The following is a 22,053-nucleotide window of genomic DNA, read 5'->3' as shown; positions in this document are numbered from 1 at the left end:
TCAGCCCGCGCTGCGGGCGGCGGCGACCAGGGTGACGAGGCGGAGCGCCGCCTCGCTCGCCGGCCGGTCGGTGCGGTGCAGCGTGAGCGTCCAGCCCTGGGCCCGGACGATCTCCGCCAACGCGTCGCGATGGGCTCGGATCCGCCGGCGATAGGCCTCGCCCCAGGCCGCGGCGTCGCCGACCCGGAGCGACAGCCCGGCCTCGAGGTCGTGCAATTCGGCCTGGCCGGAGAACGGAAAGCTCTCCTCGACCGGATCGACGATCATCACCAGATGGCCGCGGCTGCCGGCGGCGGCGATCGCCGCGACCGAGGCCCGCACCTGATCGGGTGGGCTCAGGAAGTCGCCGATCAGCACGACCTCGTCGAAGCGCCCGACCGGCGCGCGGGGCGGCAGGTCCTCGTCGAGGGCAGAGGTGTCGGCGACCAGGGTCTCGGCCATGCGCTCGACGATGGTGCGGGTCGCCTGCGGCCGTGACAGGCCGAGCAGCCCGACCCGCTCGCCCGCCTCCACGAAGGCGTCGCCGAGCGCCAGTCCCAGCACCAGGGCGCGCTCGATCTTCGGTGCCTGGGCGAGGGAGGAGCCGAAGCCCATCGAGGCCGAGCGGTCGATCCAGAGCCAGACGGTGTGGGCCGCCTCCCATTCGCGCTCGCGGACGTAGAGCCGGTCGTCCCGGGCCGAGCGGCGCCAGTCGATCCGGCTCGCCGCCTCGCCGGCGACGAAGGGGCGGAACTGCCAGAAGCTCTCGCCCGGGCCGGCCCGCCTGCGGCCGTGCAGGCCGTGCGCGAGGGTCGCGGCGACCCGGCGCGCCTCCAGGATCAGGCGCGGCATCCGCTCGGCGAGCGAGAGGGCGGACTCGGTCTCCCGCCGGCCGGGCGCGCGGGCGGCCGCGTCGAGGACGCGCGTCGAGGCCACCGGGTCAGAGCCGCCCGACGAGGCGGCCGATCAGGCCGGGAATCGTCTCGCCGTCGGCGCGGGCCGCGAAGGTGAGCGCCATGCGGTGCTTCAGGACCGGCTCGGCGAGCGCCGCCACGTCGTCGACGGAGGGCGCCACGCGTCCCTCGATCAGGGCGCGGGCACGCACCGCCAGCATCAGGGCCTGGCTGGCGCGGGGGCCCGGGCCCCAGAGCAGCTTGTCGGCGATGGCTCCGTCACCCCCGTCGGGGCGCGCCGCGCGCACGAGGTCGAGGATCGCCTCCACCACCGCCTCGCCGACCGGCAGGCGCCGCACCAGGCGCTGGGCCGAGAGCAGGGCCTCGGTGTCCATCACCGCCTGCGGCCGGTGCTCCTCGGCGCCGGTGGTCTCGAGCAGGATGCGCCGCTCGGCGGCGCGGTCGGGATAGCCGACGTCGATCTCGAGCAGGAAGCGGTCGAGCTGGGCCTCGGGCAGCGGGTAGGTGCCCTCCTGCTCGATCGGGTTCTGGGTCGCCAGCACGTGGAACGGCCGCGGCAGGTCGTGGCGCTCGCCGGCGACCGAGACGAAGCGCTCCTGCATCGCCTGCAGCAGCGCCGACTGGGTGCGGGGGCTGGCGCGGTTGATCTCGTCCGCCATCAGGAGCTGGGTGAAGATCGGCCCGCGCACGAAGCGGAACGAGCGGTGCCGGTCCTGGTCCTCGTCGAGGATCTCGGTGCCGAGGATGTCGGAGGGCATCAGGTCGGGGGTGAACTGCACCCGGCGCGCGTCGAGCCCGAGCACGGTGCCGAGGGTCTCGACCAGCTTGGTCTTGGCGAGGCCTGGCAGGCCGACGAGCAGGCCGTGGCCGCCCGCCAGCACCGTGACCAGCGCGAGGTCGACCACCGTCTCCTGACCGAAGATGACCCCGTGGATCGCCTCCCGGGCGCGCCCGACGCTGGCGAGGCAGGCTTCCGCGGCGGCGACGATGCCGTCATCCATCGGGGTCGCGGCGGCCGGCGCGCTGGCTTGGGTCATGCGGGGTCCTCGTCGTCGTCCGCGGAGCCTTCGGCTCCTGTCGGGGATCCGGGAGTGTGGATCCCTTCCGCATCGCAAGGCAAGGTTGGCGCGACGACGCAGGGTGGTTCAGGGTGAGACCTCTCTCCTCCCCCTTGTGCGGAGGAGTCGGAGGTGGGGGTGGAGCCGCGTCGAGCGGTTCGGTGCCTCTTGCGCCACCCCTACCCCTGACCCTCACTACAAGGGGGGGAGGGAAAGAGCTTTTCACGGTCGTAGGTTAGCTGTCGTCTCACGGCTCCCGGCAGGCAAAGCTCTCGGCCCGCTCCGCCTCGCCGCCCTGGTACCGCGCCTCCTGCGGGAACGGGCAGAGCGGTCGCGTCCGGCCCGGGAAGGCGGCGCCACGGGCCAGCAGCCGGTCGGGGGCCTCGCCGCGCTCGACCCAGGCCTCGATGGCGGCGAGCGGGTCGAAATCGTCGAGGGCCGGCCCGCCGCCGCAATGGGTCATGCCCGGCACCAGGAACAGGCGCGCCCAGTCCGAGAACGCCGCCCCGCCGCCGTTGTGGCGGGCAAGCTCCTGCCAGTGCGCGGCAAGGTCGCGGGCGGAGAAGACCGGGTCGGCGACGCCCTGGTAAACGAGGAGCCGGCCGCCGCGGGCGGTGAAGGTCGTCAGGAACGTGCCGGTCGGATCGTTGAGGGCGGCAGTCTCGGCGGTACGCGGGGTGTCGCGGTCGAAATCGAAGCGCAAGGCGTCGAAGCCCGGATCCGGCGGGGTGAGGAAGTAGTTCGCGATGGCGGCCGGACCGAGCGTCGCGTTGCGGGCGTTCGGCGTCGCCGTCTTCGAGGTGCCGAGCTTCCAGGCCCGCCAGCCCGGGGCGGCGAGACCCGGGTCCCAGGGCCAGGAGGCGTAGATCGGCTGCCCTCGGGCGTCCTGGGCGCCGCGGAAGGACCGCCGCAGGGCCTCGACCTGACGCTCGCCGAGGCAGGTCGCGGTCTTGTCTCCGGGGCAGGCGAGGCTCGCGGGATCGAAGCGGCAGGAGGCCACCGCCTCGACCGCGCCGTCGGCGAGCCCGTCGGCCGCGTCGCAGGCCTTGAGCACGGACTGCGCCACGAGGGTCAGGTCGGCCTCGCTGAAGGCCTCGGCGAGGATTGGCTTCCCCTCCGGGTCCTTCGGGGCGGCAGCGAGGAAGGCTTGCGTGTCCCAGATCTGGCCGATCGCCGCCCGGGTCAGCCGGAAGGCCGGGGCGCCGGCGACGATGCCGTCGAAGGCGGTGGGAAAGCGGGTCGCGGCCATCAGGGCGGAGCGGCCGCCATTCGAGCAGCCCATGAAGTAGGCATGCGCCGGGGAACGACCGTAGCGGGCGGCGATCAGCGCCCTCGCCTCCTGCGCCACGGCCCCGACCGCCCGATAGGCGAAGTCGATTCGCGCCTGCTGGTCGAGGCCGAAGGACGCGTCGGCATTGTCGCGGCCGCGATGGCCGGAATCGGTCGAGGCCACGGCGTAGCCGCGCAGCAGGGCCGGCGCCGCCGTTGCCCCCGAGACTGGGATCGCGCCCACGGCCTCGCCGACCACGCCGTCGAGCCCGCCGCCGCCCTGGAACAGGAAGCGGCCGTTCCAGGCCTCCGGCAGGCGCAGCTGGAAGCCGATGCCGTAAGCGACACCCCCTGCCCCAGTCCGCGGGTCGATCGTGCCCTCGACGAGGCAGTGGGCCGGCAGGGCCGACCTCGCCCGGGCGGCCCCGGTGAGGGCGGCGCGGGCCGGGTTGTCGGCCGGCAGAGTGCCGGCGGTCACGGCCTCGGCGCGGATGATGCGCAGGTCCGGCCGGGCGAGGCGCGCGAGGTCGCCGCAGGCGAGAGGGTCGGCGAGGGCCGGCAGGGCGAGGGACGTGACGATGAAGGCCGGAAGAGAGAGCCCCGCTCCCCGCGTGATGCCGCGCCGCATGACTACCCCCTCCCCCAGAGATCCGCCCGGGCCCGAACGGTCCCGGACGGCGTTGCGGGGTCACTCGGCCCGGGCGGGCCCGGGCCGTCAAGCGGAGGCGTCGTGATTCCACGTGCGGAACGCTGCGGCAGCGCGTCCCTGCTCTGTCGCCGCGCGCGGCCCGTGCGCATGATCGCGGAACAAACACCGGAGGGAGGTTCCGCCATGCCGAACCGCGACACGACGCAACCCGACCGCCGCACGCTGCTCCTCGCCGGCGCCGGCCTCGCCCTCGCGGGGAGCGCCGCCGCCGAGGAGGCGCCCGGCGGCCTGACCGACCTGCCGCTGGTGCCGCCGCGGACCGAGTTCGTCTACGAGGCCGTGGTCGAGATCGCCCCGCTGGTGCCGCTCGGCGATTCGCCCTTGGGCGAGCGCCGCATCGTGCCGATCACCGGCGGCCGCTTTCAGGGACCGCGCATCCGCGGCACGGTCCTGCCCGGCGGGGCCGACCGGCAGCTCGTACGCAAGGACGGCGTCCGGCAGCTCGACGCCCTCTACGAGATGAAGGCGGAGGACGGGGCGATCCTCACCGTGCGCAACCAGGTGCTGATCGATCCCGGCCGCGACGGCGCGCCGGATTACCGCTACTCGACCATCGCGGTCACGGCGCCCGAGGGGCCGCATGCCTGGCTCAACCGGCTGGTGCTGGTCGGCACCCTGCACAGCCTGCGGCCGGCGCAAGCCGCGGTGCTGGTGCGGGCGTTCCGTTTGGCGTGACGGGTGGTAGGGTTGTGGCGGGTAACCGGTAGCGTCCGCCATGCGCGCCGCCGAGACGCGCGATCCTTCGATGAGCCTCGACGGCTGCCGGGCCTTCCTCTCGGCCCGGCCGAAGGGGGAACGCTGGGAACTGGACGACGGGGTGCCGCTGATGGCCCGGCCGCCGACCCAGCGGCACGACTGGATCCAGGTCAACATCCTGGAAGTCCTGCGGCAGCACCGGCGTCGGCATGCCAGCCCCTGGCAGCCGTCCGGCCCGTCGTGGTGTTCGAGGTCCTGTCACCCAGCGACACGCCGCGGCGCCGGGCCTCGAAGCTCGCGGCCTATGCTGCCGTCACGTCGATCCAGAGTGTCGTGCTAGTGAGGCAGGACCGGCGATCGGTGACGGTGCACCGGCGAAACCCGGAGGGCGGCCTCTCAGCCCTCACCTGCACCGACGCCGTCGATCTGCCGGAGACCGGTGTCACGCTGAGCTTCGAGACGATCTACGACGACATGCCGCTCGCCTGATTCCCGCGACGCACCGGACCTCGAACGACCTCCTCGGTCAACTCCGTCGACCTGGCACACAGTCAGACGTAATTGGACGTCATCCCGGGGCTCGCCGCAGGCGAGAACCCGGGATGACCCTGTCGGTGTCAGGACTGTGGAGGAACGTCAGACAGGCTCCGAATCCGATTCAGAGCCGTCGAGACACCCCCCGCTCACCGCCCCCAGCGCAGCACCGCCGCGTCGAGGCTCCGGGCGATCTCGATCAGACCGGCCCGGGTCGCCGGATGCGGCAGTTCCAGGGGCGCCCGCACCGCGTCGGAGCGGATGATGCCGCCCTCCTTCATCAGGATCTTGGCCGCGGCGAGCCCGGTCTGGCGGTTCTCGTAGTTGATGAGCGGCAGCCAGCGGCCATAAGCCGTCACCGCCTCGTCGCGCCGCCCGGCGAGGTAGGGATCGATGATCTGGCGGATGCCGTCCGGGTAGCCGCCGCCAGTCATCGCGCCGGTCGCCCCGGCATCGAGGTCGGCGAGCAGCGTGATCGCCTCCTCGCCGTCCCACGGGCCCTCGATCGCGTCGCCGCCGAGCTCCAGCAGGGTGCGCAGCTTGGCCGCCGCCTGGGCGGTCTCGATCTTGAAGTACGAGACGTTCGCGACCTCGCGGGCGAGGCGCGCCAGGAAGGCGGCCGAGAGCGTGGTGCCGGAGACCGGCGCGTCCTGGATCATGATCGGGATCGAGATCGCGTCCGAGACCTGGCGGAAGAACCGCTCGATGCCGGCTTCCGTCACCCGGATCGTCGCCCCGTGATAGGGCGGCATGATCATCACCATGGCGGCGCCGAGGTCCTGCGCCCGGCGCGAGCGCTCGGCGCAGATATGGGTGGCGAAGTGCGTCGTCGTCACGATCACCGGCACCCGGCCCGCGACGTGCTCCAGCACGGCCGTCATCACCTCCTCGCGCTCGGCATCGGTGAGGACGAACTGCTCGGAGAAATTGGCGAGGATGCACAGGCCGTGCGAGCCGGCCTCGATCATGAAGTCGATCGCCCGGCGTTGGCCGTCGAGGTCGAGGGTGCCGTCCTCGTGAAAGATCGTCGGCGCGACCGGGAAGACGCCGCGATAGGGGCGGGACGCAGGAGTCATCGGGTTTTCCTCCGTGGTTGTTCTCAGGCCGCGGCGCCGTGGCGGCGCAGGCCGTTGTGGATGACGTGGCGGACGGCGTCGGCCGCTCGCTCCGGGTCGCGGGCCGCGATGGCCGCGACGATGGCGGTGTGGGCCGCCAGCACCGTCTCGCGCTCCGCCGCCTCGACCGGGGCGCTGAGCTGGAACGAGGCGCGCAACGCCACCTCGATCACGCCGCCGATCGAGCGCATGAACGGGTTGCCGGAGGCGACCGCCACCGCGACGTGGAGGGCGAGGTCCCCCTCCGCGAAGCCGATGGAATCGGACGGCTCGGCCCGCATCCGCGAGAGGCCCGCCTCCAGGGCGGCGAGGTCGTCGGGTGACCGGCGCTCGGCCGCCAGAGCCGCCGCCGCCGGCTCGACCGCGAGGCGGATCTCCGCGAGGTCGCGCAGGAAGCGCCGGTCGATGCCGGCCTCGAGGTGCCAGGCCAGCACGTCGGCATCGAACATGTTCCAGGCCGCGCGCTCGCGCACCACCGTGCCGACCCGGGCCTTGGTGGTCAGGAGCCCCTTGGCCACCAGGGTCTTGACGCTCTCGCGCAGGACCGGCCGCGACACCCGGAAGGCGGCGAGCAGCTCGCCATCCCCCGGCAGCTTGGCGCCGGCCGGGTAGCGGCCGGCGATGATCGCGGTGCCGAGGCTGCGCGCCACCTCGGCATGGTTGGAGCGGGCGCGCCCGGCCGGGATCACCACCAGGCCGGTGCCCGACGAAGCGACAGGAGGCGTGGCGAAGGGGGCGCGCATCCGCGTGACGTACCGACCAAGGAGGCGCCCGGGCGGCGCCGACCGGACCCTTACAACACGACGACGCCCGGCTGAATAGTCATACTGTTTGACTTTTCATGAGTTCGCTTCCTCGCGCGCCTCCGCTACCGCCTCGGCCCCTTCCTGCCGGTCCTCGGCGTCGGCAGCTGGCGGCTCCTGCAAGGCCTCGGCCCGCGGATCGCGGCACAGCGCGATCAGGATCGGGAAGTGGTCGGAGCCGATATTCGGCAGCCGCTCCAGCCGGGCGAGCAGGAAGTGCTCGCTGAAGAAGACGTGGTCGAGGGGCCAGCGCAGCATCGGCCAGCCCGCATGGAAGGTCGGGTAGGCGCCGCGCCCGACCCGCGGGTCGAGGAGGCCGCCGATGGCCTGGAACAGGCGCGTGGTCCGCGACCAGGCGACGTCGTTGAGGTCGCCCGCGACCACCGCGGGGCCGCCCTCGCCCGCGACCTCGCGGGCGACCAGCACCAGCTCCCCGTCCCGGGTCGCGCTGCTGTTGCCCGGATGCGGCGGGCGCGGATGCACGCCGTGGAAGGTGAAGCGGTCGCCCGATGACAGCGTGACGCCCGCGCGCACCGAGGGCACGTCGTCCTCGATCAGGAAGCGCACCCGCACATCGTCGAGGGGCAAGCGGGAATAGAGCATGAGCCCGTAGGTGTTGTCCTGCGCCCGGTCGACCCCGTGGGGGTAGCGGGCCCGCAGGCCCGAGAGCGCGTCGCGCCAGCCCGCATCGGTCTCCAGCGCCAGGATCAGGTCGGGGTCGCTTGCCTCGACCGCCGCGAGCAGCCGGTCGTAGGCCCGGTTCGATTGCAGCACGTTGACGATCAGGATCGAGACGCAGGTCGCCGGATCCGCCTCCGCCGGGGCCGCCCGGGCGGAGGGCTTCGTCAGGCGGGTGAAGGGCAGGATGTGGCGCAGTTGCAAGCCCAGAGCCGCCAGAAGCCCTGCCCCGAGGGCGAGGGAGGCCGGATCGTGCCCGGACGCCACCAGCAGGACCAGCACCGGCGGGATCGCGGCGGCGATCTGGAAGCGCGGGAAATCGAAGGTGCGCACCAGCCCGGTGCGGCTGCGCCAGTACGGCAGCAGGGTCGCGGCGATGAGCGCCAGCGCCAGGACCTGGGCGACGATGGACAAGGTCGAGACCGGCACGCGCGCTTTCCCCCCCGCGGCTGTCACGCCGCCTGCGGCGAGGAGATAGGTCGCTCCCGCCGCCCCGTCACCCGTGCAGCGTGGCCGGGTCAGGCCTCCGCCAGGGGGTGGAGGTCGCGCACCATCTGCTTCAGGCGCTCGTCGAGGACGTGGGTGTAGATCTGCGTCGTCGAGATGTCGGCGTGGCCGAGGAGTTCCTGCACCACCCGCAGGTCGGCCCCGTTCTGCAGCAGGTGGCTGGCGAAGGCGTGGCGCAGGACGTGCGGGCTGATCCGGTCGGTGCGGATGCCGGCGGCGGCGGCCACCGCCTTCAGGTCGCGGGCGAAGGCCTGGCGGGTGAGGTGCCCGGACTCGCTGTCGGCGGGAAACAGCCAGGGCCCGGGCGCGGTCAGGGTGGCGAGATGCGCCGCCATGGCGCTGCGCGCCACCTCGGTCAGGGGCACCAGGCGCTCGCGCCCGCCCTTGCCGCGCACCACCAGGAAGCGCTCCTTCGTGGAGCCGGCGGCCCGCGGCAGGGCGACCAGCTCCGAGACGCGCAGGCCTGTGGCGTAGAGGAGCTCGATCAGGCAGTGCATCCGCCCGGCCCGCGCCGCCTCGGCCGGGTTCGGCGCCTTGGCGGCGGCCTCCTTGGCGACGGCGAGCAGCCGGTCGACCTCTGCCACCGAGAGCACCTTCGGCAGGCCGCGGCCGCGCTTCGGCCCTGAGACCGGCGCGGTGGGGTCGCCCTCGACCAGGCCTTCCGCGTAGAGGAAGCGGTGGAAGCCGCGCACGCAGGAGAGCCGGCGCGCCGCGGACGTGCTCTTGAGGCCGCGCGCCTCCAGTTCGGCGAGGTAGGCCCGGATGCCGGCGGGCTCGACCGCGCCGGGATCGAGGCGTCTCGTCGCCAGGTGGGCGAGGTAGTCGTCGAGGTCGCGCCGATAGGCGGCGAGCGTGTTGGCGGCCGCCCCCCGCTCGGCCGCCAGCATGTCGAGATAGGCGTGCATCAGGCCCTGCGGGCCCAAGGCGCTCATTTCGGCTGCAGCTTCGTGTTCGGAATGGTGACGGAGATCTCGCGCGGGGTCGGCTCGACGAAGGTGGCGAGCGCGAACATCGCCGCGAAGGCGAGCCCGGCCAGGATCGCCACCACGGCCAGGAAACGGAAGAGGGTCGGCACGTCGGCGAGGCCCCGGACTACGCGTGACAACGAGCGGCACGGGACATGGGGGTCGCGGGCCACCTTGGCCGTCGGTTCGACCACGCGGTGTCCCGGGAGGCAAGGCTCCCCGGTGCCTCGTCCGGTGGAATGCCGGCGGCTGTTGCGCGGGTGCCGAGGCGGCGGAAGGAGCGGGGATGGGGGCGGCCGCGGACCCGGTGGTTTTCCCCGAATATCCGCCGTTTCGCCCTGCGCGAAAAACAGGCTAAAGAACGCCGCATGAACCAGCGTCCCCCTCATGAACAGACGATCGAGTCGCGCGTGCGCCGGGGTCTCGGCCTGCGCTCGATCGTGCTGGTCGGGCTCATGGGCGCGGGCAAGAGCACCGTCGGCAAGCGCCTGGCGGGGCGCCTCGGCCTGATCTTCAAGGACGCCGACCACGAGATCGAGGCGGCGGCCGGCCTGACCATCCCGGACATCTTCGCCATCTACGGCGAGCCGAGTTTTCGCGATGGCGAGGAGCGGGTGATCGCCCGCCTCCTGCGCGAGGGGCCGATGGTGCTCGCCACCGGCGGCGGCGCCTTCATGCGGCCGGAGACGCGCCAGCGCATCGCCGAGGCCGGGGTCTCGGTCTGGCTCAAGGCGGAGCTCGACGTTCTGATGCGCCGGGTGCGCAAGCGCCCGGGGAGGCCGTTGCTCCAGAACGAGGATCCCGAGGGCACGATGCGCCGGCTGATGGACCTGCGCCATCCCATCTACGGCGGCGCCGACGTCGTGGTGGTCTCCCGCGACGTCTCCCACGACCGGGTGGTGCAGGACGTGCTGGAGGCCCTCGACGCCTACATGGCGGGGGGCTCCGCGGGACACCCGGCGGGCCATCTGCCGCAGATTTCGGGGACCGGTCCGGTGCACGATCCGGCGGCGGAAGACCCGGAATCCGGCGCGCCCGAATTCGCCGGCCACGGCTTCGCCGCCCAGTGAGCCGACCCCGACCGACTTCGAGGACCACCGTGCAGACCGAGACCGTTCACGTTCCCCTCGACGGGGGCCGGGCCTACGACATCCTGATCGGCCGCGGGCTGCTCGCCGGGATCGGCCCCCGCGTCGCCGCGCTCAAGGCCCGGGCCGTCGCGGTGGTGAGCGACGAGACCGTGGCGGCGGAGTACGGCGAGGCCGTCACCGCCTCGCTGGCGCAGGCATCCATGCGCACCGCCCTGATCACGGTACCGCCGGGCGAGGGCTCGAAGAGCTACGCGGGCTTCGCCCAGGTCTGCGACGGGCTGATCGCCCACCGGATCGAGCGGGGCGACCTCGTCCTGGCCCTCGGCGGTGGTGTCGTCGGCGATCTGGCGGGCTTCGCCGCCGCCGCCTTACGCCGGGGCGTGCGCTTCGTCCAGGCTCCCACCACCCTGCTCGCCCAGGTCGATTCCTCGGTCGGCGGCAAGACCGGCATCAACTCAGCCTTCGGCAAGAACCTCGTCGGCGCCTTCCACCAGCCGAGCCTGGTCGTCGCCGACACCGCCTCCCTCGACACCCTGTCCTCGCGCGAGATGCGTGCCGGCTACGCCGAGGTGGCGAAGTACGGGCTGATCGACGATCCCGATTTCTTCGCCTGGTGCGAGGCGAACCTCGCCGGGATCTTCTCCGGCGGTCCGGCGCGCGAGGCCGCGGTGGCGGCCTGCTGCCGGGCCAAGGCCGGGGTGGTGGTGCGCGACGAGCGCGAGGACGGCGAGCGGGCGCTTCTCAACCTCGGCCACACCTTCGCGCACGCCCTCGAGCGCCTGACGGCCTACGAGTCCGCCCGCCTCGTCCATGGCGAGGCGGTGGCGATCGGCCTGTGCCTCGCCTTCCGCTTCTCCGCCCGCCTCGGCCTCTGCCCGGGCCAGGATGCCGGCCGGGTCGCCAACCACCTGGCGCTCGCCGGCCTGCCGACCACCCTCGCCCAGGTGCCGGGCGGTTGCGGCGACGCCGACCAGCTCCTCGACGCCATGCGCCAGGACAAGAAGGTCCGCGACGGAGCGCTCACCTTCATCCTGGCGCGCGGGATCGGCAAAAGCTTCATCGCCCCGGGCATCGATGCGGGGGCGGTGCGGGAGTTCCTGGCGGCGGAGCTGGGCTGAGGCGCGGGCGGCACCCCCGCCCGGCGCGCGACGACCGAGGTCGCGCGGGCTCGGAGCTCCATCAGGTCGCGGCCGACGGCGATCTCCTCGCTTGAAGGGCGGCCGCACCGCGTCGAGCCAGACCTCGTCCTTCGGCCACTCGCCCATGGTCCGGACCGTCTGGCCCGGAACGTCTTCGCCGGCACGTCACCCCGCGACCGAGGCGCGTGCCGCCTCGATCAGGTCGTTGGCCAGCGCCTCGTCGTCGACCGCCCGCGCGAGGACCACCGCTCCGACGAGGGTCGACAGGGCCGCGAGGGACCGCTGCCGGCGGCGCTCCCTGGACATCTTCGGCATCAGCTCGGCGAGAAGGCCGGCGAGCTGCCGGACGCCGTGGGTGAAGCGTGCGCGCACGGAACTGCCCGGCGGCTCCCGCGCGACGTCGTTCGCGAGCGCCGCGAGGGGGCAGCCCTTGCCGGGGCTCTGGACGTGCCCGAGGGACAGGTAGTTCGCGATCAGGAGGTCCAGACTCCCCCGGTGGTCCTCGGCGAGCGCCGCATCGAACGCCTCGACCGCGAGGGCGTCCTTGTTGGCGAATTGTCCGTAGAACCCGCCATGGGTGAGGCCTGCGGCGGCCATGATGTCGGCCACCCCGACGCCGTGGAGGCCACGCTCGCGGAACAGGGTCGCGGCGACCTCCACCACCCGTTGACGGTTGAGCTTGGCTTGTTCCTGCGAGACTCTGGGCATCACGCGATCCTTCGAGGCTTGCGCTCTCATATAGATGCCGGGCGTCATGCATGAAGGGCGCTTTTCCCGGCGGGCCCGCGAGTGGGCGGGGTCGGACCCGCCGGGACACCGCCCACGACCCCCGGGCCGCGGGCGATCCGCTCGGGACGCCGCTTCGGCGGCGGCGCCTCAGATCGAGGCCGGCGCCCCGGCCTGCGCGCCGGCCGTGACGGGTTTCGGCGCCGCGACCGCCCCGCCCGGCCGGCGGACCCGGAACCACAGCGCGTAGAGGGCCGGCAGGAAGAGCAGCGTCAGCACGGTCCCGACGCCGACGCCGCCGATCAGCACGTAGGCGAGCGCGCCCCAGAACACCGAGTGGGTCAGCGGGATGAAGGCCAGCATCGCGGCCGCCGCCGTCAGGATGACCGGCCGCGCCCGCCGCACGGTCGATTCCACGATGGCGTCGTAGTCCGACAATCCGGCCGCCCGGTCGTGATGGATCTGGTCCACCAGGATCAGGGTGTTGCGCATCAGGATGCCCGACAGCGCGATCAGCCCGAGGATCGCGTTGAAGCCGAAAGGCTGGTGGAAGAGCAGCAGCGTCGGCGCCGCCCCTACCAGGCCGAGCGGGGCGGTGGCGAACACCATGACCATGGTGGTGAACGAGCGCACCTGGATCATGATCACCGTCAGCGTCACGATCAGCATCAGCGGGAACACCGCCACCAGCGACGTCATCGCCTTCGCGCTCTCCTCTACCGCGCCGGCCGTGTCGATGCGGGTGCCGAGGGGCAGCTTGGCCTTGATCGGCGCGAGCAGGGGCAGGACCTGCGCGTGGATGTCGGGGGGCTGCTTGCCGTCGAGCACGTCACCCTGGACGCGGATATAGGTCTCGCGGTTGTAGCGCTTGAGCACCGCGTCCTCGTTGCGGCTCTCGAGGCGCGCGACCTGGGAAACGGGCACCTGCCGCCCGTCCTTCGTCGCCAGCGTCAGGTCGCCGATCTCGCCGAGCGACCGGCGCTCGGGGCCGGGGCTGCGCAGCAGCACGTCGACGGAGCGCAGGTTCTCGCGCATCTGGGTCGCGGGCGTGCCGTTGAGATAGCTCTGCAGCTGCTGGCCGGCCTCCTTGGGCGTCAGGCCGATCAGGCGCAGGCGCTCCTGGTCGAGGACGAGGCGCAGGTTGGGTGTCCTGTTGCCCCAGTCGAGGTGGACCATGCGCATGTTCGGGTTCGTGGCCATCGCCTCGGCCACCTCGGCGGCGATGCCGCGGATGACGTCGAGGTCGGGTCCGACCACCCGGAACGCGACGGGGAAGCGGACCGGCGGCCCGAACACGATCTGCAGCACCCGCACCCGGGCCTCGGGGAAGCGGCCCTCGTCGACGAGCCGGCGCACCTTGGCCCGAAGCGCATCGCGGGCGTGCGAATCGGCGGTCTGCACCACGATCTGCGCGAAGGCGGGATCGGGCAATTCGGGGTCGAAGGAGAGCACGAAGCGCGGCATGCCCTGGCCGATGTAGCTCGTGATCTCGCGGGCTTCCGGCAGTTGCCGCACGGCCGCCTCGATCCGCTTGACGCTGGCCTCGGTGGTGGCGAAGGCCGAGCCGGTCGGCAGAGTCACCTCGACGATGAGCTCCGCCCGCTCGGAGTTCGGGAAGAACTGCCGCTCGACCTTGCCCATGGCGGCCACGGCGCCTGCGAACAACGCCACGATGATGCCGGCGGCCATCCACTTGTGGTCGACCGAGAGCCGCACCAGGCGGCGCAGGCGCTCGTAGTTCTTGGTGGCGTAGATCGCGTCGTGCCCGCCCTCGATCGTCTTGATGTCCGGCAGAAGCTTGACGCCGAGATACGGGGTGAAGGTTACGGCCACGACCCACGAGACGATCAGCGAGAACGCCACCACCCAGAAGATGTTGCCGGCATACTCGCCCGCCGTGGAGGCCGCGAAGCCGACCGGCAGGAAGCCCGCGATGGTGACGAGGGTGCCGGTGAGCATCGGGGCGGCGGTGGCGCTCCAGGCATGGGTCGCCGCCGCGATCCGGTCGGCCCCCTCCTCCATGCGCACCACCATCATCTCGATGGCGATGATCGCGTCGTCCACCAGCAGGCCGAGCGAGATGATCAGCGCGCCGAGCGTGATGCGGTCGAAGTCGCGGCCCGTGACCATCATCACCACGAACACCGCCGACAGGGTCAGGGGCACCGCGAGCGCCACCACGATGCCGACCCGGAAGCCCAGGGCGACGAGGCTGACCAGGATGACCACGCCGAGGGCGGTGAAGAACTTCACCATGAACTCGTGAACGGCGTCGTCGATGACCTTGGCCTGGTCGGTGATCTTGGTGAAGGCGATGCCGGTGGGGAGGTCCCGGTGGATCGCGGCGTCCTCGGCGGCGAGCGCCGCGCCGAGCGTCAGGCCGTTGAAGCCCGGCTTCATGACGAGGCCGAGCACCAGCGCCGGCGCGCCGTCGTTGCGGATCGCGAAGGTCTTCGGATCCTCGTAGCCGCGCTTGACCTCGGCGATGTCGCCGAGCTTGAGGCTGCGGTCGCCAGCCGCGACCGGCAGCTCGCGGATCGCGTCGAGGCCGTCGATGGCGCCGTCGAGCCGCAGGTACACGCGCGGGCCGGTGGTCTCGACGAAGCCCGCCGGCGTGACGTCGTTCTGGTTGGCGAGCGAGGCCAGGAGCTGCTGGCCGGTGATGCCGAGCGTCGCGAGGCGCTGGTAGGAGATCTCGACGAAGATCTTCTGGGCCTGCTCGCCCAGGATGTTGATCTTCTCGACCCCGGGCACCCGCAGCAGGCGCTGGCGCAGGTCCTCGGCGCGCATCACGAGGTGGCGGTGTGGCAGGCCCTCGGCCTGGAGCGCGTAGAGGGCGAAGTAGACGTCCGAGAACTCGTCGTTGAACAGCGGCCCGAGCACGCCGCGCGGCAGGCTCGCGGCCTGATCGGAGAGCTTCTTGCGCGTCTGGTAGAACTCCGACTGCAGCTTGGCCGGCGGCATGTTGTCCTTGAAGATGACCTTCATCAGCATCAGGCCAGGCCGCACCGTCGTCTCGACGCGGTCGTAGTAGACGAGTTCCTGCAGACGCTTCTCGAGCGGGTCGGCGACCTGGCGCTGCATCTCGTCCGTGGTCGCCCCGGGCCAGGCGGCCGAGACCGCCATCACCTTCACGGAGAAGGCGGGATCCTCGGCCCGCCCGAGCTTCTGGAAGGCGAAGAAGCCCGCGCCGGTGAGCGCGAGGAGCAGGAACAGCGTGACGGCCCGCTCCCGGACCGCCAGGGCGGACAGGTTGAAGCCGCTCATCGGGCCACTCCCGTCATGCTGGCCTTCGCCTGGCGCACCGCCTGACCCACCGTCAGGAGGTGGGCGCCGAGCGAGACGATCCGGTCGCCCGGGCTCAGGCCCGAGGTGACCTCCGCGCTCTCCTCCGACAGGCGGGCGACCGCGACCGCCTGAGCGACGACCGTTCCGGTGGCGGCGTCGACCTTCCAGACCGCGGAGCCACGCCCTGAATCGAACAGGGCCCCGAGCGGCACCGACATCGCCCCGGCGCGCCGGTCGTCCGCCGGCTCGAGCCGGAGCGTCACGGTGGCCCCGAGGGCCGCGTCCTCGCCGCCGCCCGACAGGATGTAGCGGGCCCGGTAGGTCCTGGTGACCGGATCGGCGGTGGCGGACAATTCCCGCAATCGCGCCGGATAGGTCGCCTCGCCCTCGGCGTAGAGCGTCGCGGAGGCCACGCCCGACGCGAGCCGCCGGCTCGCCTCCGGCAGGAAGACCTCCGCCTCGCGCGAGCCGTCCCGCGCCAGCCGGACGACGGTCTGGCCCGCCGCGACCACCTGCCCTGGCTCGCTCGGCACCTCCATCACCACGCCGTCGGCATCGGCCTGGAGCTCGGAATATCCCGCCTGGTTCTCGATCTGGCTCGCCTGCGCCTCGGCGGCGGCGAACTGCGCGGCGGCCGCATCCGCCGCGGCCTTGTTCTGATCGTAGGCCTGCCGGGAGGTCCAGCCCTCGGCCACGAGCTTGCGGCTGCGCTCCTCGTCGGCCCTGGCCTTGACCATCTGGGCCCGGGCGGCCTCGACCGACGACCGGGCCGCGTTGAGGGCGAGGGTGAAGTCGGTCCGGTCGAGGCGCATCAGCGCCTGCCCGCGGCGCACGTGCTGACCCGGATCGACGAGGCGCTCGAAGATCTTGCCGCCGACGCGGAAGCCGAGGTTGCTCTCCGTCCGGGCTCGAATGACCCCGGTGTAGCGCGCGATCGCACCGGCGCCCGGCGCGACCTCGACGGTCTGGACCAGGGGCGGCTCCGGGGTCACCGCCGTCTCGGCCGGCGAGCACCCTGCCAGGGCGAGTCCGGCGAGCCCGAGCACCCATCTCCTGTCCATCGACCCTCTCCCCGCGACCGTTGAAGGAGCCTTTAATATGACGATCAACATCTATTATGCCACTTCGCCGCCGTCAATGCCGTCTGGGCGAACGGCCCGGTGCCCGACAGCCCTCAGGTAGACCGGTGCCAGCGGGCTTCAGAGATATTCTCGCGCCGTCGCATCAGCGCCGGCGCCCGTTCGGGCTTGCCTGGCACCTTCAAACACGTCCGTTCGAAGGTGCTGCGGTATGAGACATCCGAGCCGCTCGGCATGATAAATTATATATAAAATTTATTTTTCGCGAAACGGCGAACGCCGGGTCCGGAGGTTCGCCCCCGGGCGATGCGGCCGGCCATGGGGAGGCCTGCCGATGGCGGCCAGCCCCCGGGAGGCCAGCCGGCACGGCTCAGGGCATCTCGATCATGTCCCGGATGCGCGTCGCCAGCGCCTCCATCACGAACGGCTTCGTCAGAACCTGCATCCCCGCATCCAGGTAGCCATTGCCCACCGCCGCGTTCTCCGCGTAGCCGGTGATGAACAGGACCTTCAGACCGGGCCGGGTGACGCGGGCCGCATCCGCCACCTGCCGCCCGTTCATGCCGCCCGGCAGGCCGACATCCGTGATCAGCAGGTCGATCCGCACGTCCGATTGCAGCACCTTCAACCCGGACGGACCGTCGGCGGCCTCGATGGCGGTGTAGCCCAGATCCTCCAGCACCTCCGTGACCAGCATGCGGATCGAGGGCTCGTCGTCGATGACGAGCACCGTCTCGCCCTGTTCCGCGCGCGGCGCCCCGGCAAGGTCCGGCATGCCCTCGGTCCCCGGGGCCTCGCCGTGGTGGCGCGGCAGATAGAGGCACACGGTCGTGCCCTGGCCGACCTCCGAGTAGATCCGCACCTGCCCGCCGGACTGGCGCACGAACCCGTAGATCATCGACAGGCCGAGCCCCGTGCCCTGGCCGATGGGCTTGGTTGTGAAGAACGGATCGAAGGCCTTGGCGATGACCTCGGGGGTCATGCCGGTGCCGGTATCGGTGACGCAGAGCGAGAGGTACTGGCCGCGCGGCATGTCCCGCTCCCGCGCGGCGCGGTCGTCCAGCCAGCGGTTGGCCGTCTCGATGGTGATGCGGCCGCCACCCGGCATCGCGTCGCGCGCGTTGATGCAGAGGTTCAGCAGGGCATTCTCGAGCTGGCTCGGGTCGATGAGGGCCGTCCACAGGCCGACCGAGCCCACCACCTCGATATGCACGGAGGCCCCCACCGTGCGGCGGATCAGCTCCTCCATGCCGCTCACCAGGGCGTTCACGTCCGTCGGCTTGGGATCGAGCGTCTGCCGCCGGGAGAAGGCCAGCAGGCGGTGGGTCAGGGCGGCGGCGCGCTTGGCCGCTCCCTGGGCCGCGGCCATGTAGCGGTCGAGATCCGACAGCCTACCCTGGCCCATCCGGGTCTGCATCAGCTCCAGCGAGCCGGTGATGCCGGTGAGCAGGTTGTTGAAGTCGTGCGCGAGGCCGCCGGTGAGCTGACCGACCGCCTCCATCTTCTGCGATTGCCGCAGCGCCTCCTCGACGCTCTCGCGCCGGGCGATCTCCTCCTCCACGCGCCGCTCCAGCGTCGCGTTGAACGCCTCGAGGGCGGTCTTCGCGCGGATCTCCTCCTCGATGTTGCGCGCCTCGATCACGGTGCCGACCGGCTCGCCCCGCTCGTCGCGGATGGGGCTTGCCGTGAAGCCGACGGGGTAGAAGGAGCCCTCCTTGTGGACGAAGATCTCCTCGCCCTGCTCGCGCTCGTTCTCCGGGAAGGCCTGATCGATCGGGCACTCGCACAGAGGGTAGGGCGAGCCGTCCGGCCGGGTATGGTGCACCACGTCGTGCAGCGTGCAGTCGCGGGCGAGAACCTCTCCCAGCTCGTAGCCGGTGAGCGCTTCGGCGGCCCGGTTCATGTAGGTGCAGTGCTGGTGCTCGTCCATCAGGAAGATGGCTTGCGAGGTGTTCGCCAGGATGGCGTCGAGGCGGCGCGTGGTCTCGATCAGGCGCTCCTCCGCGGCCTTGCGGTCGTGAATGTCGGTCACGGAACCGATATAGCCGAGGAAGCCGCCATCCTCGCCGAGGCGCGGCTGGGCCGCGTCGATGAACCAGCGATAGCCGCCGTCCGCGCCGCGCAGGCGGTATTCCAGGCGGAACGGTGCCTGCCGCGCATTCGCGGCGAGGAACGTCTCGCCCGACCAGCCGCGGTCGTCCGGGTGCACGGCGTCGAGCCAGCCGAGACCCAGGGCCTCCGCCTCGGTCTGGCCAGTGAACTCGTACCAGCGGCGGCTGAGATAGAAGCAGGATCCGTCGACGTCGGTCATCCACATCATGACGGGCGCGTGGTCCGCCATGTTGCGGAAGCGCGTCTCGCCCTCGCGCAGGGCCGCTTCGGCCCGTACGCGGCCGGTCGTCTCGGTGCAGGCGCAGAACAAGCCCGCGATCCCGCCCTCCTCGTCTTTGAGGGGCGAGTAGGAGAAGGTGAACCAGGTCCGCTCGTCATAGCCGCGCCGGCGCATCGTCAGCGGATGGTTCTCGACCCAGGTCGCTTCTCCGTGCATCGCCTTGTCGATGAAGGGCGCGATGTCGGACCAGATCTCCGGCCAGACGTCCTGGAACCGCGCGCCCATGGCGGCAGGGTGCTTGTCGCCCAGAATGTCGATGTAGGCGTCGTTGTAGAGGAAGCCGAACTCGGGACCGGCGGCCAGGAACATCGGGAACCCGGATCCCTGCATCAGGCTCACGGCGGAGCGCAGCCATGAGGGCCATGCCGCGGGAGAACCGAGGGGAGACCTCGACCAGTCAAGCTCGCGCATGAGGGCGCCGGTCGCCCCGCTGCCCGCGACACGCTCCACGACGTCCGATGCTCCCGCAGAGGAAGTCCAGTCCTTCACCCGGCCCATCACCCCGTCCAACTGCCAGATCCTCCGTGCCCCGGCGATCTCAACGCGGGACATCGCCGACCGTTCGCGATCTTCGCGCCGCAGATCGCGCGTGGAACGCCCCATGACGGCCAGCTGCATCCCGGGATCCTCGGTCAGGCCCGCCCACCGGCCGTTCGACCCCGCGCCCGTCGCCATCGGCATCGAGAGGCCGGCTCTCGCGCGCACGAGGGAGGTCGTCCGGGTCGACCGGGAGCCCGGGAGCCCGGGACGGCGATCGCGGCTCACCGTGCGACGGCGCAGATGCCCCGCGCGATCTCGGACAGGGTGCCGACCAGATCGACCGGCCCGTCATAGGCGATCGCGCTCTCCGGCATCCCCGCTGTCGCATGCCGGTCCGGCGCGAGCACCATCGAGAGACCGCCCGCCGCGTGAATCGCCGCGAGGCCGCGGGCACCGTCGTCGAGGGAGCCGGACAGCACCACCCCGATGACGCGCCCGCCGCCATGAGCGGCCACCGACCGGAACAGCAGGTCGATGGTGCGATTGCGGTACTGGTGGCCGGGATCGGCCACGAGGGCGATGAGGCCGCCGGTCCCGAGCGTCAGATGGTCGGCAGGCCCTCCCACGTAGGCCGTTCCGGGCACCAGCCGCTCGCCGTCGCCCGCCAGCCGGACCGGCATCCGGGACGATCGCCTCAGCACGTCGGCGAGGTAGCTCACCTGGTCCCGCGGCCGGTGGAGCACGATCAGGACGGAAGCGGCGAGAGACGGCGGCAGTTCTTGCAGCACCGCCTGGATGTCCTGGAGGCCGCGGCTGCCGGATGCCCCGATCGCCACGAACCAGGGACAGGAGGGTTCACTTGCCATCGTGCAGCATTAACATGGATCAAATCGTCCCGGGACCCGTCCAGGCCGTTGGAAGCAGGTGTCGTCCCGGCTCGGGGTCGCTGCATGCGGATCGCGGTCGCCTCGTCGTCCCACGTGACTGCGGGCGCCCCACCGGCACCCGTGGCTCGGCCAACATCCAAGCGTCGGCTCATGGACAATCGGCCGCAGCTGATCAATTGGACCTCGGAGCAGGAGTTTCGACTGAACTTGCGCAGTTTATTTTGTATTCACATCAAAAGATATATTCTTGATCCGAGCCAAAATTAACCGGCATCAATCCGGTATATTAAAATATCTGGCAGGGGGCGGGGGTGAAACTCCATCCTCGACGAGCATCATGCCCCGTTTCCATTTCAACGTCCATGACGGCTACAGCAAGTCTGACCATGAGGGCACGGAGCTTCCCGATTGGAAGGCCGCGCGCACCGAAGCCATTCGCCTCGCCGGTATGCTCATTCTCGACGAGGCGGAGCGTATTGCGCGGGAGCCGGACTGGCACATGGATGTCGCCGACGAACGGGGTCTCATTCTGTTTCGACTGGACCTGACGATCGTCGAGGCACCCGTGACACAGGGCTGGCGATGAAGGCGTTGGCTCACTGCTTCCGCACTGTTCGCCCGACCGGCCCCCTTCGGAAGCAGCGGCCACGCCCGGCATGCGCAGGAATCCGACCTTCGCAGGAATCCGACCTTCGCAAGAATCCGACCTTCGCAGGAATCCGACCTTTCTCACGGCTACGTTGAAACCAACGTCGCCTCCGGCGCTTCTCCCTTCGAACGGCTTAACGTGGATTAATTGGTGGCCCGGAGCGTGGTGCGCGAATCCCTCCGGGCGGGGAGGGTACATGCGCCACGCCAGTTTCTTCTATCGGGGAGTGGAGGAAGGCTCGGCCGCCGTCAGCCAGGGGATCGCGCAAGGTTTGCTGGACGCCATCCCGGTGCCGGACGAAGGGCATCTCCCGGATCGCCTGCGGGAACTCGTCGCTCTGCTGATCGAGCGGGATGCCCTCGGCCGGGGAGTCGGGGATTGCGCGGGGCAGGCCGAGCCGACCCGCCTCGTCCTCGTGCTGGAGGACGATCCCGCGATGCGCGAGCAGGCGGTCGCGCTCCTGGATGAGACGGAACTCGATGTCGTCACCTGCACGACCGGCGACGAGGCCGTGGGGCTGCTGCGCGAGCGCGGCGACGCAGTCGCGATGGTGTTCACGGATGTCGACCTGCCCGGCACCATGGACGGCGTGGCCCTCGCACGGGCGGTCCGGTCGTCGTGGCCGGGCATCCGCCTCGTCGTCACCTCGGGCCGGGCGGTGGTGCGGGACGAGGACTTGTCCGGCGAGATCGTCCATCTCCGGAAGCCGTGGCGTGCCCTGGACGTCCTGGTTCAGGTCGACCACGCCGTGCGCCGGCCAGCCTCGCCGGTCAGGTAGCGCCGGGCCAGCGTACCGCGGCCGGGCGCCGTCCTGGACGTGCGGCGCGGCTCACAGCGCCTCGTCGTGCACCGTATCCGTGAAAGATCCGTGAAAGGAGTGCCTCCAGTCGCCCTTCGCCGAGCGGCGGGATGGTCGCCGAGGTCGCTTCGGTAAAGGACGCGGAGCGACCCAGCCGTCCCGTCATGCCCTTTGCTTCGCGGAGCGACGGCGCACTGGCTCGTCACTTGCCACCCCATCAGAACAGGATCATGTGCGCCGATGGTCAGCCCCCATCGGAGTGGTCCGCCCTGAAGTATGGCTTTGAGCCGACGGAG

At 71.5% G+C, this 22,053-nt stretch carries 20 protein-coding genes; 7 read left to right on the top strand and 13 right to left on the bottom strand.

Annotated elements, in window-relative coordinates; all coding sequences use genetic code 11:
* From MFF64_RS33135 to MFF64_RS33125, 3 genes are all read right to left on the bottom strand, one after another.
* On the bottom strand, positions 1-915 hold the full coding sequence (locus MFF64_RS33135; RefSeq protein ID WP_099903188.1) for a DUF58 domain-containing protein: 915 nt from the start codon (positions 913-915) through the stop codon (positions 1-3).
* A 4-nt stretch (positions 916-919) separates the two neighbouring features.
* Entirely contained in the window at positions 920-1,930 is a 1,011-nt protein-coding gene (locus MFF64_RS33130; RefSeq protein ID WP_099903186.1) for an AAA family ATPase, read from the bottom strand.
* A 268-nt stretch (positions 1,931-2,198) separates the two neighbouring features.
* Positions 2,199-3,848 (bottom strand): tannase/feruloyl esterase family alpha/beta hydrolase, encoded by a 1,650-nt coding sequence (locus tag MFF64_RS33125; protein ID WP_238193463.1) that lies wholly within the window; start codon positions 3,846-3,848, stop codon positions 2,199-2,201.
* 204 nt (positions 3,849-4,052) lie between these two features.
* Here MFF64_RS33125 and MFF64_RS33120 point away from each other — a divergent pair, with 204 nt between their 5' ends.
* Together MFF64_RS33120 and MFF64_RS33115 are read left to right on the top strand one after the other, a co-directional pair.
* Complete coding sequence (locus MFF64_RS33120) at positions 4,053-4,604, top strand: DUF3237 domain-containing protein (protein ID WP_099904143.1); 552 nt, start codon at positions 4,053-4,055, stop codon at positions 4,602-4,604.
* A 261-nt stretch (positions 4,605-4,865) separates the two neighbouring features.
* Positions 4,866-5,114 carry a Uma2 family endonuclease gene (locus MFF64_RS33115; protein WP_165795764.1) on the top strand — a complete coding sequence of 83 codons (249 nt, stop codon included), beginning with the start codon at positions 4,866-4,868 and terminating at the stop codon, positions 5,112-5,114.
* 194 nt (positions 5,115-5,308) lie between these two features.
* Here the strand turns inward: MFF64_RS33115 and MFF64_RS33110 are convergent, their stop codons facing one another.
* From MFF64_RS33110 to MFF64_RS33090, 5 genes are all read right to left on the bottom strand, one after another.
* On the bottom strand, positions 5,309-6,235 hold the full coding sequence (locus tag MFF64_RS33110) for a dihydrodipicolinate synthase family protein (protein ID WP_099904146.1): 927 nt from the start codon (positions 6,233-6,235) through the stop codon (positions 5,309-5,311).
* Between the two features lie 23 nt (positions 6,236-6,258).
* Positions 6,259-7,017, bottom strand: a complete 759-nt coding sequence (locus tag MFF64_RS33105) for a FadR/GntR family transcriptional regulator (RefSeq protein WP_238193462.1) — start codon at positions 7,015-7,017, stop codon at positions 6,259-6,261.
* 96 nt (positions 7,018-7,113) lie between these two features.
* Positions 7,114-8,184 carry an endonuclease/exonuclease/phosphatase family protein gene (locus tag MFF64_RS33100; protein WP_099901273.1) on the bottom strand — a complete coding sequence of 357 codons (1,071 nt, stop codon included), beginning with the start codon at positions 8,182-8,184 and terminating at the stop codon, positions 7,114-7,116.
* 89 nt (positions 8,185-8,273) lie between these two features.
* Positions 8,274-9,194 (bottom strand): site-specific tyrosine recombinase XerD, encoded by a 921-nt coding sequence (locus MFF64_RS33095; RefSeq protein WP_238193461.1) that lies wholly within the window; start codon positions 9,192-9,194, stop codon positions 8,274-8,276.
* A complete protein-coding gene (locus tag MFF64_RS33090) occupies positions 9,191-9,337 on the bottom strand; it encodes a histidine kinase (RefSeq protein WP_238193466.1) in 147 nt (48 codons plus the stop codon). The genes MFF64_RS33095 and MFF64_RS33090 overlap by 4 nt, the downstream gene beginning before the upstream one ends.
* Positions 9,338-9,595: 258 nt before the next feature.
* On the opposite strand from MFF64_RS33090, the gene MFF64_RS33085 reads away from it, so the two are divergent.
* Positions 9,596-10,297: a shikimate kinase gene (locus MFF64_RS33085; RefSeq protein WP_238193460.1), complete on the top strand. Its 702-nt coding sequence runs from the start codon at positions 9,596-9,598 to the stop codon at positions 10,295-10,297.
* Between the two features lie 29 nt (positions 10,298-10,326).
* A complete protein-coding gene (aroB, locus tag MFF64_RS33080; protein WP_238193459.1) occupies positions 10,327-11,436 on the top strand; it encodes a 3-dehydroquinate synthase in 1,110 nt (369 codons plus the stop codon).
* Between the two features lie 186 nt (positions 11,437-11,622).
* Here aroB and MFF64_RS33075 read toward each other — a convergent pair whose 3' ends face one another.
* The 5 genes from MFF64_RS33075 to MFF64_RS33055 form a co-directional block, all read right to left on the bottom strand.
* Entirely contained in the window at positions 11,623-12,165 is a 543-nt protein-coding gene (locus MFF64_RS33075; protein WP_099901714.1) for a TetR/AcrR family transcriptional regulator, read from the bottom strand.
* Positions 12,166-12,333: 168 nt separating this feature from the next.
* Entirely contained in the window at positions 12,334-15,450 is a 3,117-nt protein-coding gene (locus MFF64_RS33070; RefSeq protein WP_238193458.1) for an efflux RND transporter permease subunit, read from the bottom strand.
* On the bottom strand, positions 15,447-16,532 hold the full coding sequence (locus tag MFF64_RS33065; protein ID WP_238193457.1) for an efflux RND transporter periplasmic adaptor subunit: 1,086 nt from the start codon (positions 16,530-16,532) through the stop codon (positions 15,447-15,449). The genes MFF64_RS33070 and MFF64_RS33065 overlap by 4 nt, the downstream gene beginning before the upstream one ends.
* A 388-nt stretch (positions 16,533-16,920) precedes the next feature.
* Positions 16,921-19,353, bottom strand: coding sequence for a PAS domain-containing hybrid sensor histidine kinase/response regulator family protein (locus tag MFF64_RS33060; protein ID WP_099903669.1), 2,433 nt, complete (start codon positions 19,351-19,353; stop codon positions 16,921-16,923).
* A 350-nt stretch (positions 19,354-19,703) separates the two neighbouring features.
* Positions 19,704-20,288 carry a chemotaxis protein CheB gene (locus tag MFF64_RS33055; RefSeq protein WP_238193456.1) on the bottom strand — a complete coding sequence of 195 codons (585 nt, stop codon included), beginning with the start codon at positions 20,286-20,288 and terminating at the stop codon, positions 19,704-19,706.
* A gap of 358 nt (positions 20,289-20,646) precedes the next feature.
* Between MFF64_RS33055 and MFF64_RS33050 the strand changes: the two genes are divergently transcribed.
* The 3 genes from MFF64_RS33050 to MFF64_RS33040 all read left to right on the top strand — a co-directional run.
* Positions 20,647-20,895: a DUF6894 family protein gene (locus tag MFF64_RS33050; protein ID WP_238193455.1), complete on the top strand. Its 249-nt coding sequence runs from the start codon at positions 20,647-20,649 to the stop codon at positions 20,893-20,895.
* 259 nt (positions 20,896-21,154) lie between these two features.
* A complete protein-coding gene (locus MFF64_RS33045; RefSeq protein WP_238193454.1) occupies positions 21,155-21,736 on the top strand; it encodes a response regulator in 582 nt (193 codons plus the stop codon).
* 131 nt (positions 21,737-21,867) lie between these two features.
* Positions 21,868-22,053: hypothetical protein (locus MFF64_RS33040; protein WP_238193453.1), on the top strand; the 186-nt coding region annotated here is incomplete at its 3' end.

Origin of the sequence: Methylobacterium frigidaeris, from assembly GCF_022179185.1 — a bacterium.
Lineage (GTDB): Bacteria > Pseudomonadota > Alphaproteobacteria > Rhizobiales > Beijerinckiaceae > Methylobacterium > Methylobacterium frigidaeris.
The sequence above is the reverse complement of the archived record's forward strand: the minus strand, read 5'-3'. Positions and strand labels throughout refer to the sequence as shown.